The sequence below is a fragment of the Gluconobacter kondonii genome, from assembly GCF_002723995.1.
In the GTDB taxonomy this organism is placed as follows: Bacteria; Pseudomonadota; Alphaproteobacteria; order Acetobacterales; family Acetobacteraceae; genus Gluconobacter; species Gluconobacter kondonii.
In genome coordinates this window covers 1-19,008 of record NZ_BEWP01000003.1, presented here as the reverse complement: position 1 = coordinate 19,008, position 19,008 = coordinate 1, and the positions used below count along the sequence as shown (strand labels likewise).

Here is a 19,008-nt window from a genome sequence, read left to right as displayed (position 1 = left end):
GTGGCAGGAGGGGAGAATGAACGCCCCGAAGACAACAAAAACTGCGATCATTGTGGCCGGACCGACGTGCTCCGGCAAGTCAGCACTGGCGCTCGATCTTGCGCGACGCTTTGACGGTACGGTTATCAACGCGGATTCCATGCAGGTTTACCGCGATCTGCGGATTCTGACGGCCCGGCCTGATGACGCGGATGAGGCTGCTGTCCCGCACCGGCTTTACGGGGTTCTGGATGCGGCTGTGCCGGGAAGTGTGGCTTGGTGGCGATCCGAAGCCCTGCGGGAAATGGACGAGGCGTGGGCCGTGGGGCGCATGCCGATCCTGTGTGGTGGGACGGGGATGTATCTGCGGGCGCTGACGGATGGTCTGGTGGAGGTGCCGGACCCCGGAGACGCTGCGCGGACCGAAGCACGGGGGCTGGCGGAAGGGATCGGGCCGGAGGCGCTGCATGGGCGTCTGATGCAGGTTGACCCTGAAACGGCGTCTGGTCTGCGTCCGAACGATACGCAGCGGATTTCGCGGGCTTGGGAGGTCTGGACGGGGACAGGGCATGGGCTGGCCTGGTGGCGGTCGCAGCCGGGTTTGCCACCTGCGCCGTGCCGGTTTGTGTCCGTGCAGCTTGACCCTGAGCGGGAGGGGTTGCGCCGGGCGATTGATGTCAGATTCGGGCAGATGCTGGAGGCCGGGGCTCTGGAGGAAGTGTCCCGTCTGCTGGAGAGAGGGCTTGATCCGGTTCTACCTGCCATGCGTGCTCATGGCGTGCCTGAACTGGCCTCCGTTCTGCGAGGAGAAGAAACGCTTGAGGAAGCGCGGAAATCCGCGGTCCTTGCCATCGGGCGCTATACGCGGCGGCAGGCGACGTGGTTCCGGCATCATGCGTTGGGGAAAGAGGGTGGCGCGATGATTTCGTTGCGTAGATATACCCATTTTACGCAAGATTCGGAAAGTGATTATGAAAAAATAGAGAACTTTATATCGGAACGAGTTGACGCCGCCGCGTTGTCGTCCTAAATCCCGCCGCTCATACCTTGGGAGGAAACGGTGACGGCTGCTGAAAGAGACGCAGGAACAGGCAACGAGGCGCTGAATGGCGCGGAAGTGCTTCTGCGCGTTCTCGATGAAGAAGGTGTGGAGGTCATATTCGGATATCCGGGTGGGGCTGTCCTTCCGATTTACGATGCTCTTTTCAAGCAGGACCGGATTCGACACATTCTTGTGCGTCACGAGCAGGCCGCCGTTCATGCGGCGGAAGCCTATGCGCGCTCGACGGGCAAGGTTGGCGTGGTTCTGGTGACGTCGGGTCCGGGGGCGACCAATGCCGTGACCGGGCTTGTGGACGCGCTGATGGATTCCATTCCGCTCGTCTGTCTGGCGGGTCAGGTGCCGACGAAGCTGATCGGCAATGATGCGTTTCAGGAAGCCGACACGACGGGCATCACGCGCCCTGCGACCAAGCACAATTATCTCGTCCGGGAGCCCGGAACGCTGGCGCAGACCGTGCGTGAGGCGTTCGAGGTTGCGCGTTCGGGACGTCCAGGGCCGGTTCTGGTCGATCTGCCCAAGGACATCACGGTCGGCAAGGCGCCTCTGACGAAGCCTGCACTGTCGCGCCTTCAGCGGCTGCGTCATCAGGGTGGACCGGATGCGAGCGCGATCGCCCGGACCCTCGAAGCCATGAAGACGGCGAAGCGTCCGCTCTTCTATACGGGCGGTGGCATCATCAATTCCGGGCCGGAAGCGTCGGACCTGTTGCGTCGTCTGGCGCGCAAGACCGGTTTTCCGGTGACGTCCACGCTGATGGGGCTGGGGGCGTTTCCGTCTCCCGATCCGCAGTTTCTGGGCATGCTGGGCATGCACGGTTCGGTCGAGGCGAACATGGCCACGCATGGCTGTGATCTGTTGATCGCTCTGGGATCGCGTTTCGATGACCGCGTGACGGGGCGTGTGGATGCGTTCTCGCCCAATTCGTTCAAGGTTCATGCCGATATCGACCCGAGCCAGATCGACAAGATCGTGCCGGTGGATGTGCGGATCGAAGGCGATGTGCGCGATACGCTTGAGGCGCTGCTCGAAGGCTGGGGGGAGACGCCTGCGCGGGATCTGTCGACCTGGTGGAACCAGATCGCGTCCTGGCGGAGTGTGGACGGATTCGGCTTCACGCAGGACATGACGCCGTCTGCCATCATCCGTCCGCAGCATGCGGTTCGCCGTCTGTATGAGCTGGCGAAGGAAACGGGGCGCGATACGTTCGTGTCCACCGAAGTCGGGCAGCACCAGATGTGGGCGGCCCAGCATTTCCAGTTCGACAAGCCGAACCGCTGGCTGACGTCGGGTGGTCTGGGGACGATGGGCTATGGTCTACCAGCCGCCGTGGGCGCGCAGGTGGCGCACCCGGATGCGCTGGTGATCGACATTGCCGGTGAGGCGTCCACGCTTATGAACATCCAGGAACTGGGGACGATCGCGCAGTATCGCCTGCCGGTGAAGATCTTCATCCTGAACAACCATTATATGGGTATGGTTCGTCAGTGGCAGGAACTGCTTCATGGCTCGCGCTATTCGCAGTCCTACAGCGAGGCGCTGCCGGATTTCGTGAAGCTGGCCGAGGCGTTCCATGCGACCGGGATGCGGGCGACGCATGTGGGCGAGCTGGATGACGTGATCCGTCGGATGCTGGCGCATGATGGGCCGGTCGTGGCCGATATCTGTGTGGCGGAGGGCGAGAACTGCTATCCGATGATCCCATCGGGTGCGGCGCATAACCAGATGCTGCTGGGTCCGGATCAGGATTCCGAAGCGGCGGGACTGACCGAAGAAGGGAAGATGCTGGTCTGATGACGGAGACAATCCAGAATTCGGTCATTTCCGTCCTGATCGAGGACGAAAGTGGCGCGCTGGCCCGCGTGGTGGGTCTGTTTTCCGGCCGGGGCTATAACATCGAGAGCCTGACGGTGGCGCTTGTGGATGCGGAGCAGAAGCTCTCGCGCATCACGGTGCTGACGTCGGGCACGCCGATGGTGATCCAACAGATCAAGGCGCAGCTCAAGCGCCTGATCCCGGTGCATGATGTCTGCGACCTGACGGAAGAAGGTCCGTATGTGGGGCGTGAGCTTGCGCTGGTGAAGGTTGTCTCGTCCGGCGAGCGCCGGACGGAGGCCCTGCGCATTGCGGATTCGTTCCGCGCACGCCCAGTGGATACGACGGCCACGAGTTTCGTGTTCGAACTGACGGGCTCGCCCGAGAAGATCGACGCTTTCATCGAGTTGATGCGCTCCCTTGGTCTGGCCGAGGTTTCGCGCACCGGGATTGCCGCCATCGGGCGCGGTCCTTCTGTCTTTCATCTTAACAAGGAGCCTGTCTGATGCGGGTATATTATGATCGCGATGCCGATCTGAATCTGATCAAGAGCAAGAAAGTCGCGATCATCGGCTATGGCAGCCAGGGTCACGCTCACGCCAACAACCTCAAGGACAGCGGCCTGACGGATATCGTCATTGGCCTGCGTCCGACGTCTTCTGCCGTCAAGAAGGCTGAAGAGGCAGGTTTCAAGGTCATGTCCCCGGAAGACGCAGCCGCGTGGGCCGATGTGGTCATGGTTCTGACGCCGGATGAAGGCCAGGGCGCCCTGTACAAGGACAGCCTTGAGAAGAACCTGAAGCAGGGTGCAGCCCTTGCCTTCGCACATGGTCTGTCCATCCATTTCCGCATCATTGAAGCCCGTCCGGATCTGGACGTGTTCTTGATCGCGCCGAAGGGCCCGGGTCATACGGTCCGTTCCGAATACCAGCGTGGCGGTGGTGTGCCGTCCCTCGTGGCCGTGGCGCAGAATGCTTCGGGCAATGCGCTCGAAATCGCTCTGTCCTATGCCAGCGCCAATGGTGGCGGCCGTGCAGGCATCATCGAGACGACCTTCAAGGAAGAAGTAGAAACCGATCTGTTCGGTGAGCAGGCTGTTCTGTGCGGTGGCGTCGTTGACCTGATCCGCGCCGGTTTCGAGACGCTGGTTGAAGGCGGATATGCGCCGGAAATGGCCTATTTCGAGTGCCTGCACGAGATGAAGCTGATCGTGGATCTGATCTACGAAGGCGGCATCTCCAACATGAACTACTCCATCTCCAATACTGCGGAGTATGGTGAGTACGTGACGGGTCCGCGCATCATCACGGCGGAAACAAAGGCTGAGATGAAGCGCGTTCTGACGGACATTCAGGACGGCACGTTCGTTCGCAACTTCATCCTTGAGAACCAGTCCGGTGGCGTTGGCTTCAAGGCCATCCGCGCCCGCAACGACGCGCACCAGATCGAGAAGACCGGTGAGAAGCTGCGTGCGATGATGCCGTGGATTGCCAAGGGCAAGCTGGTCGACAAGACCAAGAACTGATCAAACGAGTCTGAGGGGCCGGATTCGGCCTCTCGGGACCGGGACGTATCAGCGTCTGTCGGGCGTCGGGATTTGGGGGGATTCGTTTCCCGCAGATCCGGCGCCCGAACTGTTTCCGGGGCTCGGGGATTTGTGAAATTTTTGGTCTCAGCCCTGTGTGCAGGAAAGGGAAAACCCCTTTCTCATGCAACAGGGACATGGGGCGAAAAAGATATGTGACATATTGGGGAATCGCCCCATAAAGTGCTTGCATCAGGGGGGAGGGGCCGGTAACTAGCGCGCTTCCTGGCCCAAGGGGGCATTTTTTGCCCAACAGGCTGTCTACTGGTTTGGGGGTACGTGATGAACGCACTTGCTCAACTGGGGATGGTATCGGAACTCCCGAGAGATATCCAGAACAGCGCCGCTCACTTCGTCGAGGATGAGCGCAAAGATTACTTCATTGAGCGTGATGGCGAGCGTTTTGCTGGCAATCACCTGCTGATCGATTTCTGGGATGCCCGGAATCTCGATGATCCGATGCGGATCGATGAAACGCTGTGTGAAGCTGCGGTTGCAGCTGGCGCGACGATTCTGCACAGCCATTTTCACCACTTCACGCCCAATGGCGGCGTGTCGGGCGTGATCGTGCTGGCAGAAAGCCATATTTCGATCCATACGTGGCCGGAACGGAATTATGCCGCTGTGGACGTGTTCATGTGCGGCGTGTGTGATCCGAACCTGTCGATTCCGGTGATGCAGCGCCTGTTCCAGGCTGGCCGGATCGAGGTTGACGCCATGCGGCGCGGCCGCGTGCAGGACAAGGCCGCAAAAGCGGTCTGAACTGATGAAAGGGCCGGGTGAAACCGGCCCTTTTTCAATATACTCCGACAAGGAAACGATGATCCATGGCTGAAACATGGCTCAACGAGACACTGTACCCGGACTGGGGACAGCGTTTTCTCGTTACGCGCGAACTCGCACGGGTAAAATCCGATTTTCAGGACGTGGTGGTGTTCGAAAGCTCCAGCCACGGTCGCGTGCTGGTTCTGGATGGCGTCATCCAGATCACCGAGCGTGACGAGTTCGTCTATCAGGAAATGCTGACGCATGTGCCGCTGCTGGCGCATCCCTGTGCGAAGCGCGTTCTGATCATCGGTGCGGGTGACGGTGGCGTTCTGCGTCGCGTGTTGCAGCATGAGACGGTCGAGAAGGCTGTCATGGTCGAGATTGACGGTGCGGTGATCGAGCTGTCCAAGCAGTATCTGCCGAACATTGCCGGAGATGCCTGGAACGACCCACGGGCCGAGGTCATTGTCGGCGACGGCATTGATTACGTTCTGAAGGCGGCTGATGGGTCGTTTGACGTGATCATCGTCGACAGCACCGATCCGATCGGTGTGGGCGAAGTGCTGTTTACGGACGAATTCTATAGCAACTGCGCGCGCATTCTTTCGGACGAAGGTCTGATCGTGAACCAGTGTGGCGTTCCGTTCATGCAGGCGGATGAACTGCATGAGACGAGCCTGCGTCGTGCGAAGTTCTTCCCGCATGTCGGTGCGTATGTGGCGGCTGTTCCGACCTATGTTGGTGGGTTCATGACGCTGGGTGTGGCCTCCAAGGGGCAGGCGCCGAACACGCAGACGGTTGAACAGATCCGTGCTCGTGCGGACGCTGCGAAGATCGTGGGCACGACGCGCTACTGGACGCCGGAGATCCATGTCGGGGCGTTCAACCTGCCGCCTTATATTGCCGAGCATCTTCCGAAGACCGGAAAATGATCTTGCGCCTGCCTCTTTATTAAAGGGGTAGGCGGTTACAGCTGACTTTTCAGGTTGCTGTTGATCCGTTCCAGAAGTGTTACGAGAATATCGCGTTCAAGGGGTGTAAACCCCTTGAGTGCTGTGTTGGTTAAATGTTCCATAATGGGAACGATATTCCGGCTTTTCTGTTGGCCGTCCGGCGTCAGTGTGACCAGTGTGCTGCGGCGGTCTGTTGGGTCTGGTTCGCGCTGGATCAGGCCGTCGCGCTCCATCCGGGCGAGAAGTGTCGTCATGCCCGGCTGTTCGATATCCGCAAAATCCGCGAGGGCTTTCTGATTGAGCGCCTTCCCGTCCTGCAGGACTTGCAGCACGGGAAGCTGACCGATCCGGAGGCCCGTCTTTTTGAGATCGCGTTCCAGCAGGAGCGTGAAGAGTCTGGTGGTGCGTGTGGTCAGGGCGCTCAGAGGAGACGGGGCGGTCATGCGGATTCCGGGGAACATGTGGATGAAATGCATAACATGTTATGCATTTAGAAAATGAAAAACCCGGCGGCCCCGTTCGGGCCTGACCGGGCTGGAAAATCAGGGCTTCATCTTGGCCAGAGGCGCGACGCAGCGGTGTTCGCGGTAAAGCGTCCATTCGTCGCAGATCTGGTTGGGGGGAAAGGTGCAGGTGCCGGTTTCGCCGCCTGGCGTCCGGACGTCGCCGTTTCGGCCGCCCTGCTGCGTGCAATAGACGCTGGCGGGGTTGGGGATGCCGATCAGGCGGGTGCGCGGATTGTGCTGCGGATGGGACGCGCAGGCGGACACCGTGCCGCACAGGAGGGTAATGGCGAGGAGGCGTTTCGTGCTTGAAAGCTGCATTGTTCAGGGAGTCCTTTTCTTCAGGAAGCGGACGCTGCGTTCCTTGATGTCCAGTTCTTTTACAGCGTTTGCGAAGACCTCGAAATGCGGGGTCCTGAGGTGCTCTTCGAAAGCCGCGCGGTCGGTATAGACTTCCACCAGAATGACGGTATCGGCTTCCGTTTCGGGGGAGAGGACCGTGAAGCTGTGGCAACCGGATTCGTCGGCCACGGAGCGTTCGCTGTCATAGGCGCAGACCTTGAGAAATCTGTCATAGGTTGCGGGTGTGGTCTCGAATTCGGCAATGACCGTCAGTTCTCCAGCCATGGAGGTCTCCTTTGTGCATTTAAGGTCTCGGGACACAACGCGGGAGCGATCGTAACGATTGCGGAGTTTTTCGGAAACTGGCAGGATTGGAGCGACCGACACGGGAGAGACTGGCCGAGAGGCTGGCGCCGAAGGAGCAACCGCCCCGGAAACTCTCAGGCCAAAGGACCGAGGCGGTCAGGACATTCTGGAGAGAGGTGCGCTTGACGCATCCGCCGACGGGATAGCGATCTCAGGCGAAAGGACAGAAGGGGCGACGTTTTTCCGGCCGCGTTCTGCGGAGTGCCGGGGGCGTCTGCATCTTCACGTCTTTAGAGAGAATGGACCGGGCTTTTTCGTATGAGCGATTCCCTCCAGCGTACTCCCCTTTACGATCTGAATCTGGAACTTGGCGCGAAGATGGTGCCGTTCGCAGGCTTTGAAATGCCGATCCAGTTCCCTGCGGGGCTGATGGCGGAGCATCTGCATACGCGCGAGAAGGCCGGTCTGTTTGATGTGTCCCATATGGGACAGATCCGCATTGCTGCGAAAAGCGGGGACGTGAAGGACGCTGCTGCGGCTTTGGAGACGCTGGTCCCTGCCGATTATGTCGGGCTTGCCGCCGGGCGTCAGCGTTATGGTCTTCTGACCAATGACGAGGGTGGCATTCTGGACGATCTGATGGTCGCCAATATGGGCCATGATCTTCTGGTGGTCGTGAACGCGGGTTGCAAGGTTCAGGACGCAGACCGGATCGAGAAGGCGCTGTCTGATCGGTGTGTTGTGACGCGTCAGTTTGATCGGGGGCTCATGGCGCTTCAGGGCCCGGCTGCGGAAGCGGCTCTGGTGCCGCTTTGCCCTGCCGTGAAGAACATGCGCTTCATGGATGTGATCGAGACCGAGCTGGCCACTGCGACTGGGCCCGTGAAGGTGACGGTGTCGCGGTCAGGCTATACGGGCGAGGACGGGTTCGAGATCGGCTGTGCGGGCGCGGATTCCGAGAAAGTCGCGCGTGCGATTCTGGCGCAGCCGGATGTGCTGCCGATTGGTCTGGGCGCGCGGGACTCGCTGCGTCTGGAGGCCGGACTGTGCCTGTATGGCAATGACATTGATGTCACGACCACGCCGGTCGAGGCCTCGCTGGGCTGGGCGATCCAGAAGGCGCGCCGTGAGGGTGGTTCCCGCGAGGGTGGCTATCCGGGGGCGGAAGTCGTGCTGAAGCAGACGCGCGATGGCGTGTCGCGTAAGCGCGTGGGGCTGCTGGCGGAAGGTCGGGCTCCGGTGCGGGCGGGAGCAAAGCTCTTTGCCGATGCCGAGGGGCAGAAGGAAATCGGGGTGGTCACGTCCGGGGCGTTTGGTCCGAGCGTGAAGGCTCCTGTTGCGATGGGTTATGTCGCGTCGGATCATGCGGCGCTGGACACACCCGTCTTCGCGGAACTGCGGGGCAAGTATGTGCCGCTGCATGTGCGGGCGATGCCGTTCGTGGCACCCGGCTTCAAGCGCTGAACTTACAGTAGACTTTCAGATCAGGAAAAAGCAGCAATGACGACCTATTACACGAAGTCCCATGAATGGATCCGCGTCGATGGCGGTCAGGCCACTGTCGGCATCACGACGCATGCCTCGGAAGAGCTGGGCGAACTGGTGTTCGTTGAAGCCAAGGACGAAGGCACGGAAGTTGCCGCCGGTGATGCGGCGGCTGTCGTTGAGTCCGTGAAGGCGGCGTCCGACATCTATGCGCCGGTTGCGGGGACGCTGGCTGGCTTCAACGAAGCGCTGTCCGATGATCCGACACTGGTGGGCCGCGATGCGGAAGGCGAGGGCTGGATTTTCCGCATGACGGTTTCTAACCCGGACGACCTTAAGGGCCTGCTGACAGCCGAGCAGTACAAGAGCCTCTGAGGCTTGCGGGGTCTGCACTGGCAGGCCCCGTTTTTCTTTCAGCCTTCCCCAAATTTCTGCTTCCGCTTTTCATGAAATGCCAGAGAACCTGCCTGTGACGACCTTGTGGCCTGCCCAGACCGAAGATTTCAGCTCCCGCCATATCGGCCCGCGTCCTTCCGAAATCGGGGAGATGCTGCGGGTCGTTGGCGCGTCCAGTCTCGATGACCTGATTGACCGGACCATTCCGGCCGCTATTCTCGATCGCGGGGATCACGGGATTGGTGCAGCCCTGACCGAGCAGGATGCGCTTGTGCGTCTGCGGCAGATTGCGTCGCGCAATCAGGTTCTGACGTCCATGATCGGGCAGGGTTATTACGATACGGTTCTGCCGCCGGTCATCCAGCGGAACATTCTTGAAAATCCGGCCTGGTACACGGCCTATACGCCGTATCAGCCCGAAATCAGTCAGGGTCGTCTTGAGGCGCTGCTGAACTTCCAGACGCTGGTGGCGGATCTGACGGGTCTGGATATTGCCAATGCGTCCCTGCTGGACGAGGGCACGGCCTGTGCGGAAGCCATGGCGCTGGCGCAGCGTGTGGGCAAGTCCAAGGCGACAGCATTCTTCGTGGATGCCGACACGCACCCGCAGACGATTGCCGTGATCCGCACGCGCGCCGAGCCGCTGGGCTGGGATGTTGTGGTTGGCGATCCGGAGACGGATCTGGATGCGTCCTCCGTGTTTGGTGCGCTGCTATCCTATCCGGGCTCTTCAGGGCGCGTGCGGGATCTGCGCGGCGTGATTGCGGCGCTGCATGAGAAGGGCGCGATTGCCGCTCTGGCCTGTGATCCGCTGGCGCTCGTGGTGCTGGAAAGTCCGGGTGCGCTGGGCGCGGACATCGCGATTGGCTCGATGCAGCGTTATGGCGTGCCGATGGGGGCTGGTGGCCCGCATGCGGGGTTCATGGCGACGCGCGATGCGTTCAAGCGGCACATGCCGGGCCGTCTGGTTGGCGTGTCGCGCGACAGTGCGGGCAAGCCTGCCTATCGTCTGGCGCTTCAGACGCGTGAGCAGCATATCCGCCGCGAGAAAGCGACGTCCAACATCTGCACGGCGCAGGCGCTGCTGGCGATCATCGCGTCCATGTATGCAGTGTATCATGGTCCGGAAGGGCTGAAGGCGATTGCCGCGCGTACGCACCGGATGGCGGCGATCCTGTCCGCTGGGCTGAAGACTCTGGGCGCGCGCGTCGAGACGGACGTGTTCTTCGACACGATCACCGTTCAGGTTGGTGCTTCTGCGCCGCAGGTTCTGGCGCGGGCCGTGGCGTCCGACATCAATCTGCGTGATGCGGGGAATGGCCGGATTGGCGTGTCCTGTGACGAGACCACGACGCCGGAGACGATCTGTGCGGTCTGGGCGGCGTTTGCGGGTGAGGGTGCGGATCTGGCGTCTGTCGAGCAGGCGCTTGATGTGACGGATACGCTGCCGGAGGGGCTGTCGCGGACGGCCCCGCTGCTGACGCATCCTGTGTTCCATGCCCATCGTTCCGAGACGGATCTGCTGCGCTACATGCGTGCGCTGGCGGACAAGGATCTGGCGCTGGACCGGACGATGATCCCGCTGGGCTCCTGCACGATGAAGCTCAATGCGACGGCGGAGATGATCCCCATCACTTGGCCTGAATTTTCGCGGATTCATCCGTTCGCACCTGTCGATCAGGTTCAGGGTTATGCCGAGCTGTTCACGTATCTGGAGCGCACGCTCTGTGCGATTTCGGGGTATGACGCCGTGTCGCTTCAGCCGAATTCCGGCGCGCAGGGTGAGTATGCCGGGCTTCTGGCGATCCGTGGCTATCACCGCGCGCGTGGGGACGAGAACCGGGACGTCTGCCTGATTCCGGCGTCCGCGCACGGGACCAACCCGGCTTCGGCCCAGATGGTCGGGATGCGGGTTGTCGTGGTGGCCTGCGATGAGAACGGCAATGTGGATGTCGAGGATCTGAAGGCGAAGATCGCGCAGCATGATGGACGCGTGGCGGCCATCATGATTACGTATCCGTCCACGCATGGCGTGTTTGAGGAGCGGATCGTCGAGATCTGCGAGCTTGTCCATGCAGCGGGTGGGCAGGTCTATCTGGATGGCGCGAACCTCAATGCGCAGGTTGGTCTGGCGCGGCCGGGGCTGTATGGCGCGGATGTCTCGCACTTCAACCTGCACAAGACGTTCTGCATTCCGCATGGTGGCGGCGGGCCGGGCATGGGGCCGATCGGTGTGGGCAAGCATCTCGCGCCGTATCTGCCGGGGCAGCATGGTATTGCGGTGTCTGCTGCTCCTTATGGGTCAGCGTCCATTCTGCCGATCTCCGCTGCTTACATCATGATGATGGGCGACGAGGGACTGCGTCAGGCGACGACGATGGCGATCCTGAATGCGAACTACATTGCGTCGCGTCTGGAAGGGCATTATCCGGTTCTGTATCGCGGCACGAACGGCTTTACGGCGCATGAATGCATCGTGGATCTGCGGCCGTTGAAGGATACGGTCGGCGTGACGGTGGACGATATCGCCAAGCGCCTGATCGATCATGGCTTCCATGCGCCGACGGTCAGCTTCCCGGTGGCCGGGACGTTCATGATCGAGCCGACGGAATCCGAAGGGAAGGGCGAGCTGGATCGCTTCTGCGATGCGATGATCGCTATTCGCGCGGAGATTGCCGAAGTCGAAGCCGGGCGTGTGGCGATGGAGGCTAGCCCGCTGCGGTTTGCGCCGCATACCACGGCGGATCTGGCTGGCGCGTGGGATCGGTTGTACAGCCGCGAGGCCGGGTGCTTCCCCGGCGGTGTGGACACGTCGAAATACTGGTCCCCGGTCGGGCGTCTGGACAATGCCTGGGGGGACCGGAATCTTGTCTGTTCCTGCCCGGATATTTCGACCTACGCTGAAGGCTGAACAGCTTCTTCAGTCTGGTATTCAAAGAAAAGGCGTCTTCCTTCGGGAAGGCGCCTTTTTACTGTCCGGGCTCTTTTATCGTGATACCCGGTACGGGTTCTTTCTTACAAAAGTGTGCGGTATGGTTTCACGTGAAACACTGCCCGTCTTCGGAAAGGTCGCGGCCGGGCAGTTGCCATTGTTGATGAGGAATTTCCCCATGAGTCAGACGGTTCACATCACGGCTGTTGTCACGGTCGCGGCGGACCATGCGGCGGCGGCAGAACATGCTTTTGCGGCCTGTATCGTGTCTTCGCGCAAGGAAGAAGCCTGCCGCCAGTATGTGGTCAGCAGGGATATCGAAAAGACTGGCCGGCTTGTGGTTTCCGAAGTCTGGACTTCGGAAGCCGGGTTCGAGGCGCATCTGGCGTCACCGCACTTCAAGGCTCTGGGTGAGGCGCTTGGAAAACTGGATGCGCAGCTCGACATCATGAAAGTCCGGCCGCTGGACGAGGCTGCGGACGCGGTCTGAAAAAGCAGTTTTCATTTCTGCGGGAATATGCCCCATTTCGGGGATCGACTGCTTTGCGGAGCAGCCTTTGAAGACAGGAGAATCTCTTATGGTTTCGATGGTGACGTTCAAGGTTGACGGAATGTCGTGCAACGGATGTTCGGGCAAGTTGCAGTCTGCCCTGTCCAAGGTTCCGGGTGTGTCGTCGGCGGAAGTAACGCTCGATCCGGGGCAGGCTGCCATTCAGTACGATGAGCAGAAAGTGACGCCGGTGGCGTTGCAGCATGTTGTCGAAGATGTTGGTTTCGACGTTATCGCCTGAGAGGCGTCTGAACGGGCCTGCCGCCTATCGTCTGTAATGCGGCAGGCCGAGTCCTTTGATGAGGGCTACGGCGCGCAGGCTGAAGCCAGCCACGACGGCAATTGCGGCCGCAAGGCTTGTATTGAGGCCCAATGCCGTCAGAGAGACATAGCTTCCTGATGCCAACGCGACGGCCGTGACGTAAAGTTCCGGCCGGATGATGATGGACGGCACTCCTGCCAGGACATCCCGGAAAATACCGCCCATGCAGGCGCTGACAATTCCCATGAGGGCCGCCGGAATCAGCGGAATGCCATAGGCCAGTGCTTTGGCTGAACCAAAAACGCCATAGGCGGCGATTCCAAGTCCGTCGAACCATTCCACCGCGAGGGCTGGCCAGAAGCGGGCCGGGGTGAACCAGACGGCGATTGCTGAAAGCAGGCAGGCGGCAATGGGGACGGAAGCGTGCATCCAGAAGACGGGTGCGCCGATCAGCAGGTCCCGCACCGTTCCGCCGCCAACGCCCGTGATGGCAGCAAAGAACATGAACGTCACGATGGTCAGGCGCGCGCGGGCGGCTTCGATCGCCCCCGAAATCGCGAAGACGATCGTGCCTGCGATGTCGAGGACGGGCAGGGCGGACGAAGAGAATGCCTCAAGGGCAGGAGGGATCATCGGGGCGTCTTGGAGTGGTGTGTTGAAAACAGAAAAGCCCGGCGCGAAGGCCGGGCTTTCCGTTAAAGCGATGTTGTGACCCGGATCAGACCGAGTAGTACATCTCGAACTCTACCGGATGCGGCGTGTGTTCGAACTTGTAGACTTCCGGCCACTTGATGTCGATGTAGCTTTCGATCTGGTCCTTGGTGAAGACGCCGCCTTCGAGAAGGAATGCGTGGTCTTCCTTGAGGGCTTCGAGCGCTTCACGGAGCGAACCGCAGACCGTCGGGATCTGGGCCAGTTCTTCCTTCGGCAGTTCGTACAGATCCTTGTCCATGGCGTCGCCTGGGTGGATCTTGTTGCGGATGCCGTCAAGGCCGGCCATCAGCATGGCGGCGAAGGCGAGATACGGGTTTGCCATCGGGTCCGGGAAGCGGACTTCGACGCGCTTGGCCTTCGGGTTGGTCGCATGCGGGATACGACACGACGCCGAACGGTTCGCTGCGGAGTAGGCCAGAAGCACGGGCGCTTCGAAGCCCGGGATCAGGCGCTTGTAGGAGTTGGTGGACGGGTTCGTGAAGGCGTTCAGGGCCTTCGCATGCTTGATGATGCCACCGATGTAGAACAGCGCGTCTTCGGACAGGTCTGCATACTTGTCACCGGCGAAGGTCGGCTTGCCGTCCTTCCAGATGGACTGGTGGACATGCATGCCCGAGCCGTTGTCGCCCGAGATCGGCTTCGGCATGAACGTGGCCGTCTTGCCGTAGGAATGGGCGACGTTGTGCACGCAGTACTTGTAGATCTGCATGAAATCAGCGGACTTCACGAGCGTGTCGAACTTCGTGCCGAGCTCGTGCTGCGACTGTGCGACTTCATGGTGATGCTTTTCGATCGGCAGGCCCATTTCGCCCATCGTCGAGAGCATTTCGGCGCGCAGGTCATGCTCGCTGTCCACGGGCGGAACCGGGAAGTAGCCACCCTTGACGACAGGGCGATGGCCCATGTTGCCTTCCGGATAGGCCTTCATGGAGGCGCCGGGGCCTTCGATGCTGTCGAGCTGGTACGTGCCGAAGTTCGGGCCTGTGCCGAACTGTACGTTGTCGAAGATGAAGAACTCGGCTTCCGGACCGAAGAACGCCGTGTCGCCGAAACCGGCTTCCTTAAGGTAGGCTTCTGCGAGCTTGGCGGTCGAGCGCGGGTCGCGGTTGTAGAAATTGCCCGTCTTCGGATCAATGATGTCGCAGAACAGGATCAACTGCGGCTTGGCCGAGAACGGGTCCATGACGGCCGTTTCCGGGTCCGGAAGCAGGACCATGTCGGACTCGTTGATGGCTTTCCAGCCCTGGATGGAGGAGCCGTCGAACATGAAGCCTTCAACGAAGGTGTCGTCTTCAATGGTCGAGACCGTCTGGGTCGTGTGGTGCCACTTGCCCTTGGGGTCCGTGAAGCGCAGATCGACGAATTCCGCCGCGTGCTCCTGGATCATCTCGAAAACGCGGGCCACGGCCAGCGGGTTCGGAGCGGGCGGCTTGCCTGACGCTGCCGGAGCAGCCTTGGGCGCTGCGGCCTTCGAGGTACGGCGCGCCGGAGCGGCCTTCGGTGTCGCGGAAGAGGAAGTGGGGGCTTTCTTGGCCATCGATCTGTCGCCTTGCATCGTGTAAACGGCTGCAAAACGATTAAGCGACAAATGCCCGTCTGTCGAGTATGGGAAATTACGCTATTCTGCGGATTTGAGGTAGAATCTTGCGGAAGCGGATCAAAGCTTTCCACGTCTGGTCCGGAACCTGCGTAGCAAAGAGGGCAACGGGACTCTTTTTGTGAAATATCCTCATGACCCCTGCTGCGCGATCTGCGTCGGAAAATGCGGAGGCAGGATTGAAAGGCTTTTCAGTCCCGCGCTGGCCTGCAATGGTGAGGGGCTTTGTGTTTTTCGTGTGCTCTGGACCTCATCAATGAAAACTCCGAATCAGTATCTTGCGGGTCTTCCGACGACCATTTTCACGATTATGTCCCAGTTGGCCGTGAAACATGGGGCGATCAATCTCGGGCAGGGATTCCCGGATACAGAGGGGCCGCAGGATATCATTCAGGTGGCTGCGGAGGCGCTTCAGGACGGGCGTAACCAGTATGCGCCGCTGACGGGACTGCCGGAGTTGCGCGAGGCTGTGGCATCTTCCAACCGGCGCTTTTATGGGCTGGAAATCGATCCGGCGACGGAAATTGTCGTAACGTCCGGGGCGACCGAAGCGCTGGCGGCTTGCCTCATGGCTGTGGTGGAGCCAGGGGATGAGGTGGTGGTGATCGAACCGCTTTATGACACCTATCTGCCAGCGCTCAGGCTTCTGGGAGCCGTTCCGCGCTGTGTGCGGCTTCAGCCGCCGCATTGGTCGCTGCCGGAAGCGGAACTTCGGGCGGCGTTTGGGCCGAAGACAAAGGCGATCATGCTTAACTCGCCGATGAATCCGTCGGGGAAGGTTTTTGTCCGCGAGGAGCTTGAACTGATTGCGGATCTGGTGCGGGAGCATGATGCGTATGCGATCTGCGATGAGGTTTATGAGCATCTGACGTTTCACGTGAAACACATGCCTCTGATGACGCTGCCGGGAATGCGTGAGCGGTGCATGCGGATCGGAAGTGCGGGCAAGAGTTTTTCCCTGACGGGATGGAAAGTTGGCTATGTGACCGCACCGGCCGCTTTGGCATCGGTGGTGGCGAAGGCGCATCAGGTTCTGGTGTTCGCGACCGCGCCGAACCTTCAGCGGGCTGTGGCTTATGGGCTGAACAAGGACGAGAGCTATTATCAGGCTCTGTCGGCGCAGATGGAAACGCAGCGGGACCTGTTGCGCGATGGCCTGCATCGTCTGGGCTTTGAGACATTGCCTGCCGATGGGAGCTATTTCATCGTGGCGGATATCTCGCGTCATGCGGAGGGGCGGAGCGACGTGGACTTCGCGCGCTGGCTGGTTGAGCATGCAGGGGTCGCGACGATCCCGGTTTCAGCCTTCTATGACCCTGAGGGCGATGCGCCTCCGCAGAATCTGATCCGGTTCGCATTCTGCAAAAAGCCCGAGATCCTGTCCGAAGCCTTGAAACGGCTGGAAAAAGCCCTTTCTTAAAAGCTCGGTTCTGTCACCCGTTTTCTGTCTGGAGATTTTTCATGTCTGTTGCTGCTGATGCTCTGGGCGCTCTTGCGACGACCGATGCCCTGTTTTTCGGGCGGCCTGATTCAAAGCTGACCCGTGATGACGCCAAAGCGCTCGTTAATCGGGGGCTTGAGGGTGTGGATGACGGTGAGCTTTTTCTGGAATACCGGGAAAACGAGAGCATTAGTCTGGATGACGGGACGATCCGCTCCGCCAGTTTCAATACGTCTTCAGGGTTTGGTTTGCGGGCTGTTCTGGGAACAGAGACGGCGTTTGCTCATGCTGACGATATCAGCCGTGATGCTCTGGCGCGGGCCGTCAGTACGGTGGGGGCTGTGCGGCAGGGGCGAAGTGGTGTGATGGCGCCGGGCCCACAGGCGACGAACCAGCGGCTTTACGGAGACTCCCGTCCGCTTGAAGGGACGGATTTTGCGGCCCGGGCTGCGGTTCTGAGCGAAATTGATGCCTATGCGCGGGGGCTGGATTCCCGTGTGGTGCAGGTCAGTGCCGTGCTGAGTTCCGAATGGCAGGCGGTGCAGATCATGCGTCGGGCGGATGCAGGGGGCGATGTTGCGGATCTGCGGCCTCTGGTGCGGATGAACGTGTCGGTCGTTGTGGAAAAGGATGGCCAGCGCGAGAGCGGAAGCTGTGGTTTGGGTGGGCGGTACGAACTGGACCGTCTGCTGGCTCCGGAAACATGGCGGGATGCGGTCGATCAAGCGCTGAAACAGGCCCTGATCACGCTGGATGCCGCGCCGGCACCTGCGGGCGAGATGGATGTGGTGCTTGGGCCGGGTTGGCCGGGCATTCTGCTCCATGAAGCCGTAGGTCACGGGTTGGAAGGAGATTTTAACCGTAAAGGGACGTCATCTTTTTCGGGAATGATCGGCAAGCGTGTGGCCTCTCCGGGTGTGACAGTGGTTGACGACGGAACACTGCCCGAATGCCGGGGATCGCTCAGTGTTGATGACGAAGGTACGCCGACTTCCCGGACGGTGTTGATCGAGGATGGCATTCTCACGGGTTATCTTCAGGATCGTCTGAATGGCCGTCTGATGGGGACGAAATCGACCGGAAACGGGCGTCGTCAGTCTTATGCCCATGCGCCGATGCCTCGCATGACCAATACGCTGATGCTGGAAGGGAGTGCCACGACGGACGAGATGATCCGTTCGATTAAGCGGGGGCTCTACGCCGTGAATTTTGGTGGCGGGCAGGTTGATATCACGTCGGGGAAATTCGTATTTGCGGCTTCGGAAGCGTATCTTGTGGAAGACGGGAAAATCATCCGTCCGGTCAAGGGGGCGACCCTGATCGGGAATGGTGCGGATGCTATGAACCAGATCTCCATGATCGGGTCCGATGTGGCGCTTGATCCGGGGATTGGAACCTGCGGCAAGGCTGGTCAGGGCGTGCCAGTGGGCGTTGGTCAGCCGACCTTGAAAATTTCGGGTCTGACGGTAGGTGGTACGGGCTGACCCTCGGGAAATCTCGATCGGAACGGCGAAAGCAATCAGCGATGGGACATAATTACGCAAAGCCGTTAACGGCTGAGGCCCGCATGGAACGGGTTTTCTCCCGGCTTCCTGAGGACTGGAACATCAAAATGGAGCGCCAGCGGGGAGAAAAATGGTCCGTCATGATGCAGCGTCCGGACGGGATGCAGCATCATGAAACCGCTGATAGCCTCATTGAGGCGTTGGAAGAGGTGTGGCGCGCCCTGAGATAAAAGTTCTTAAAAGCTGCTCTGGGTTGCGAGCATGAAGAAGATCCGGTTTACGGCGGGATAGACCAGAAACTGGATCAGCAGCAGGACCACCATGGGTGCAAAATCCACGCCTCCTGTATTGGGTAGGATACTGCGGATCGGTGCCATGACAGGCTCGACGATCTTGGCCAGTGTGTTGAAGATGGAATAAAAAAAACGGTTACGGATATCGAGAACTCCGAAACCAAGCAGCATCGACAGAATGCAATATGCCAGAAGAATCCATACGAAAGCCTGGATCAGCATCAGGATAATGGTGTGCAGGGCAACCATGCAAAAACCTCGTCGAATATCGGTCAGGAAACGCTTGTAGCCATAGCAATAGCACAGAACAATATCCTGCGCGCAGGTCCGCTTGACAGCGTGGGGGAAGAGGAGAACTATCGCTCGACCGTGGGGCTGTAGCTCAGATGGGAGAGCGCCTCGTTCGCAATGAGGAGGTCAGGGGTTCGATTCCCCTCAGCTCCACCATGGTTGCCGTATTCTCACTGTCCAGACAGCGAATTTTTGAAAATTACCCTTTTCTGATCTAGAGCGGTTCCACGG

General features: G+C 60.2%; 21 protein-coding genes, 1 tRNA gene and 2 riboswitches. Of the genes, 16 read left to right on the top strand and 6 right to left on the bottom strand.

From position 1 onward, the window contains the following. The first annotated feature begins 16 nt into the window (after positions 1-16). From miaA to speE, 6 genes are all read left to right on the top strand, one after another. On the top strand, positions 17-1,009 hold the full coding sequence (gene miaA / locus GKO01_RS04130) for a tRNA (adenosine(37)-N6)-dimethylallyltransferase MiaA (protein WP_099285906.1): 993 nt from the start codon (positions 17-19) through the stop codon (positions 1,007-1,009). 30 nt (positions 1,010-1,039) lie between these two features. Then, complete coding sequence (gene ilvB / locus GKO01_RS04125) at positions 1,040-2,833, top strand: biosynthetic-type acetolactate synthase large subunit (RefSeq protein ID WP_099285905.1); 1,794 nt, start codon at positions 1,040-1,042, stop codon at positions 2,831-2,833. Continuing rightward, positions 2,833-3,360: an acetolactate synthase small subunit gene (ilvN, locus tag GKO01_RS04120; RefSeq protein WP_099285904.1), complete on the top strand. Its 528-nt coding sequence runs from the start codon at positions 2,833-2,835 to the stop codon at positions 3,358-3,360. The genes ilvB and ilvN overlap by 1 nt, the downstream gene beginning before the upstream one ends. Continuing rightward, the gene (gene ilvC / locus GKO01_RS04115) at positions 3,360-4,379 is read left to right on the top strand and encodes a ketol-acid reductoisomerase (RefSeq protein WP_099285903.1); all 1,020 of its coding nucleotides are present in this window, start codon (positions 3,360-3,362) and stop codon (positions 4,377-4,379) included. The genes ilvN and ilvC overlap by 1 nt, the downstream gene beginning before the upstream one ends. A gap of 342 nt (positions 4,380-4,721) precedes the next feature. After that, positions 4,722-5,201, top strand: coding sequence for an adenosylmethionine decarboxylase (gene speD, locus GKO01_RS04110; protein WP_099285902.1), 480 nt, complete (start codon positions 4,722-4,724; stop codon positions 5,199-5,201). 65 nt (positions 5,202-5,266) lie between these two features. Beyond that, complete coding sequence (gene speE / locus GKO01_RS04105) at positions 5,267-6,139, top strand: polyamine aminopropyltransferase (protein ID WP_099285901.1); 873 nt, start codon at positions 5,267-5,269, stop codon at positions 6,137-6,139. 35 nt (positions 6,140-6,174) lie between these two features. On the opposite strand, the gene GKO01_RS04100 is transcribed toward speE, so the two are convergent. The 3 genes from GKO01_RS04100 to GKO01_RS04090 all read right to left on the bottom strand — a co-directional run bounded on the left by GKO01_RS04100 (position 6,175) and on the right by GKO01_RS04090 (position 7,290). After that, a complete protein-coding gene (locus GKO01_RS04100; RefSeq protein ID WP_167383426.1) occupies positions 6,175-6,603 on the bottom strand; it encodes a MarR family winged helix-turn-helix transcriptional regulator in 429 nt (142 codons plus the stop codon). A 99-nt stretch (positions 6,604-6,702) separates the two neighbouring features. Then, positions 6,703-6,984 carry a putative hemolysin gene (locus tag GKO01_RS04095; protein ID WP_099285899.1) on the bottom strand — a complete coding sequence of 94 codons (282 nt, stop codon included), beginning with the start codon at positions 6,982-6,984 and terminating at the stop codon, positions 6,703-6,705. A 3-nt stretch (positions 6,985-6,987) separates the two neighbouring features. Next, positions 6,988-7,290: a putative quinol monooxygenase gene (locus GKO01_RS04090; RefSeq protein ID WP_099285898.1), complete on the bottom strand. Its 303-nt coding sequence runs from the start codon at positions 7,288-7,290 to the stop codon at positions 6,988-6,990. Between the two features lie 91 nt (positions 7,291-7,381). Continuing rightward, a riboswitch (glycine riboswitch) is annotated at positions 7,382-7,471 on the top strand. Beyond that, a riboswitch (glycine riboswitch) is annotated at positions 7,472-7,548 on the top strand. 81 nt (positions 7,549-7,629) lie between these two features. Between GKO01_RS04090 and gcvT the strand changes: the two genes are divergently transcribed. The 5 genes from gcvT (at position 7,630) to GKO01_RS04065 (ending at position 12,915) form a co-directional block, all read left to right on the top strand. Further along, positions 7,630-8,775 carry a glycine cleavage system aminomethyltransferase GcvT gene (gcvT, locus tag GKO01_RS04085; protein WP_099285897.1) on the top strand — a complete coding sequence of 382 codons (1,146 nt, stop codon included), beginning with the start codon at positions 7,630-7,632 and terminating at the stop codon, positions 8,773-8,775. Between the two features lie 36 nt (positions 8,776-8,811). Further along, positions 8,812-9,171, top strand: coding sequence for a glycine cleavage system protein GcvH (gene gcvH, locus GKO01_RS04080; protein WP_099285896.1), 360 nt, complete (start codon positions 8,812-8,814; stop codon positions 9,169-9,171). Positions 9,172-9,247: 76 nt separating this feature from the next. Continuing rightward, complete coding sequence (gene gcvP, locus GKO01_RS04075) at positions 9,248-12,103, top strand: aminomethyl-transferring glycine dehydrogenase (RefSeq protein ID WP_099285895.1); 2,856 nt, start codon at positions 9,248-9,250, stop codon at positions 12,101-12,103. Between the two features lie 199 nt (positions 12,104-12,302). Further along, positions 12,303-12,614, top strand: coding sequence for a putative quinol monooxygenase (locus GKO01_RS04070; protein ID WP_099285894.1), 312 nt, complete (start codon positions 12,303-12,305; stop codon positions 12,612-12,614). 88 nt (positions 12,615-12,702) lie between these two features. Beyond that, complete coding sequence (locus GKO01_RS04065) at positions 12,703-12,915, top strand: heavy-metal-associated domain-containing protein (RefSeq protein ID WP_099285893.1); 213 nt, start codon at positions 12,703-12,705, stop codon at positions 12,913-12,915. Positions 12,916-12,939: 24 nt separating this feature from the next. On the opposite strand, the gene GKO01_RS04060 is transcribed toward GKO01_RS04065, so the two are convergent. Both GKO01_RS04060 and glnA read right to left on the bottom strand, forming a co-directional pair. Beyond that, on the bottom strand, positions 12,940-13,569 hold the full coding sequence (locus tag GKO01_RS04060) for a trimeric intracellular cation channel family protein (RefSeq protein WP_099285892.1): 630 nt from the start codon (positions 13,567-13,569) through the stop codon (positions 12,940-12,942). 85 nt (positions 13,570-13,654) lie between these two features. After that, complete coding sequence (glnA, locus tag GKO01_RS04055; protein WP_099286094.1) at positions 13,655-15,037, bottom strand: type I glutamate--ammonia ligase; 1,383 nt, start codon at positions 15,035-15,037, stop codon at positions 13,655-13,657. 466 nt (positions 15,038-15,503) lie between these two features. Between glnA and GKO01_RS04050 the strand changes: the two genes are divergently transcribed. Genes GKO01_RS04050 through GKO01_RS04040 form a run of 3 tightly spaced genes read left to right on the top strand, consistent with a single transcriptional unit; the run spans position 15,504 to position 18,423 of the window. Further along, the gene (locus GKO01_RS04050) at positions 15,504-16,667 is read left to right on the top strand and encodes an aminotransferase (protein WP_099285891.1); all 1,164 of its coding nucleotides are present in this window, start codon (positions 15,504-15,506) and stop codon (positions 16,665-16,667) included. Positions 16,668-16,708: 41 nt separating this feature from the next. Next, positions 16,709-18,172 (top strand): metalloprotease TldD, encoded by a 1,464-nt coding sequence (gene tldD, locus GKO01_RS04045; RefSeq protein ID WP_099285890.1) that lies wholly within the window; start codon positions 16,709-16,711, stop codon positions 18,170-18,172. Positions 18,173-18,213: 41 nt separating this feature from the next. Next, on the top strand, positions 18,214-18,423 hold the full coding sequence (locus tag GKO01_RS04040) for a hypothetical protein (RefSeq protein WP_099285889.1): 210 nt from the start codon (positions 18,214-18,216) through the stop codon (positions 18,421-18,423). 6 nt (positions 18,424-18,429) lie between these two features. Here GKO01_RS04040 and GKO01_RS04035 read toward each other — a convergent pair whose 3' ends face one another. After that, positions 18,430-18,735, bottom strand: coding sequence for a YggT family protein (locus GKO01_RS04035; RefSeq protein WP_099285888.1), 306 nt, complete (start codon positions 18,733-18,735; stop codon positions 18,430-18,432). Between GKO01_RS04035 and GKO01_RS15910 the strand changes: the two genes are divergently transcribed. Both GKO01_RS15910 and GKO01_RS04030 read left to right on the top strand, forming a co-directional pair. Beyond that, positions 18,721-18,867, top strand: coding sequence for a hypothetical protein (locus GKO01_RS15910; protein WP_167383425.1), 147 nt, complete (start codon positions 18,721-18,723; stop codon positions 18,865-18,867). The two genes, GKO01_RS04035 and GKO01_RS15910, sit on opposite strands and share 15 nt — an antisense overlap. Continuing rightward, positions 18,858-18,933, top strand: a tRNA-Ala gene (locus tag GKO01_RS04030). Before GKO01_RS15910 ends, GKO01_RS04030 begins: the two co-directional genes overlap by 10 nt. Positions 18,934-19,008: the final 75 nt, after the last annotated feature.

Bases quoted from the DNA above. Each gene is read 5' to 3' on its own strand.
- speD (WP_099285902.1), top strand. From the start codon at position 4,722: ATGAACGCACTTGCTCAACTGGGGATGGTATCGGAACTCCCGAGAGAT.
- GKO01_RS04090 (WP_099285898.1), bottom strand. From the start codon at position 7,290: ATGGCTGGAGAACTGACGGTCATTGCCGAATTCGAGACCACACCCGCA.
- miaA (WP_099285906.1), top strand. From the start codon at position 17: ATGAACGCCCCGAAGACAACAAAAACTGCGATCATTGTGGCCGGACCG.
- ilvN (WP_099285904.1), top strand. From the start codon at position 2,833: ATGACGGAGACAATCCAGAATTCGGTCATTTCCGTCCTGATCGAGGAC.
- GKO01_RS04100 (WP_167383426.1), bottom strand. From the start codon at position 6,603: ATGACCGCCCCGTCTCCTCTGAGCGCCCTGACCACACGCACCACCAGA.
- GKO01_RS04095 (WP_099285899.1), bottom strand. From the start codon at position 6,984: ATGCAGCTTTCAAGCACGAAACGCCTCCTCGCCATTACCCTCCTGTGC.
- GKO01_RS04035 (WP_099285888.1), bottom strand. From the start codon at position 18,735: ATGGTTGCCCTGCACACCATTATCCTGATGCTGATCCAGGCTTTCGTA.
- gcvH (WP_099285896.1), top strand. From the start codon at position 8,812: ATGACGACCTATTACACGAAGTCCCATGAATGGATCCGCGTCGATGGC.
- GKO01_RS04065 (WP_099285893.1), top strand. From the start codon at position 12,703: ATGGTTTCGATGGTGACGTTCAAGGTTGACGGAATGTCGTGCAACGGA.
- GKO01_RS04040 (WP_099285889.1), top strand. From the start codon at position 18,214: ATGGGACATAATTACGCAAAGCCGTTAACGGCTGAGGCCCGCATGGAA.
- gcvP (WP_099285895.1), top strand. From the start codon at position 9,248: ATGCCAGAGAACCTGCCTGTGACGACCTTGTGGCCTGCCCAGACCGAA.
- tldD (WP_099285890.1), top strand. From the start codon at position 16,709: ATGTCTGTTGCTGCTGATGCTCTGGGCGCTCTTGCGACGACCGATGCC.
- GKO01_RS04070 (WP_099285894.1), top strand. From the start codon at position 12,303: ATGAGTCAGACGGTTCACATCACGGCTGTTGTCACGGTCGCGGCGGAC.
- GKO01_RS04060 (WP_099285892.1), bottom strand. From the start codon at position 13,569: ATGATCCCTCCTGCCCTTGAGGCATTCTCTTCGTCCGCCCTGCCCGTC.
- ilvC (WP_099285903.1), top strand. From the start codon at position 3,360: ATGCGGGTATATTATGATCGCGATGCCGATCTGAATCTGATCAAGAGC.
- gcvT (WP_099285897.1), top strand. From the start codon at position 7,630: ATGAGCGATTCCCTCCAGCGTACTCCCCTTTACGATCTGAATCTGGAA.
- speE (WP_099285901.1), top strand. From the start codon at position 5,267: ATGGCTGAAACATGGCTCAACGAGACACTGTACCCGGACTGGGGACAG.
- glnA (WP_099286094.1), bottom strand. From the start codon at position 15,037: ATGATCCAGGAGCACGCGGCGGAATTCGTCGATCTGCGCTTCACGGAC.
- GKO01_RS04050 (WP_099285891.1), top strand. From the start codon at position 15,504: ATGAAAACTCCGAATCAGTATCTTGCGGGTCTTCCGACGACCATTTTC.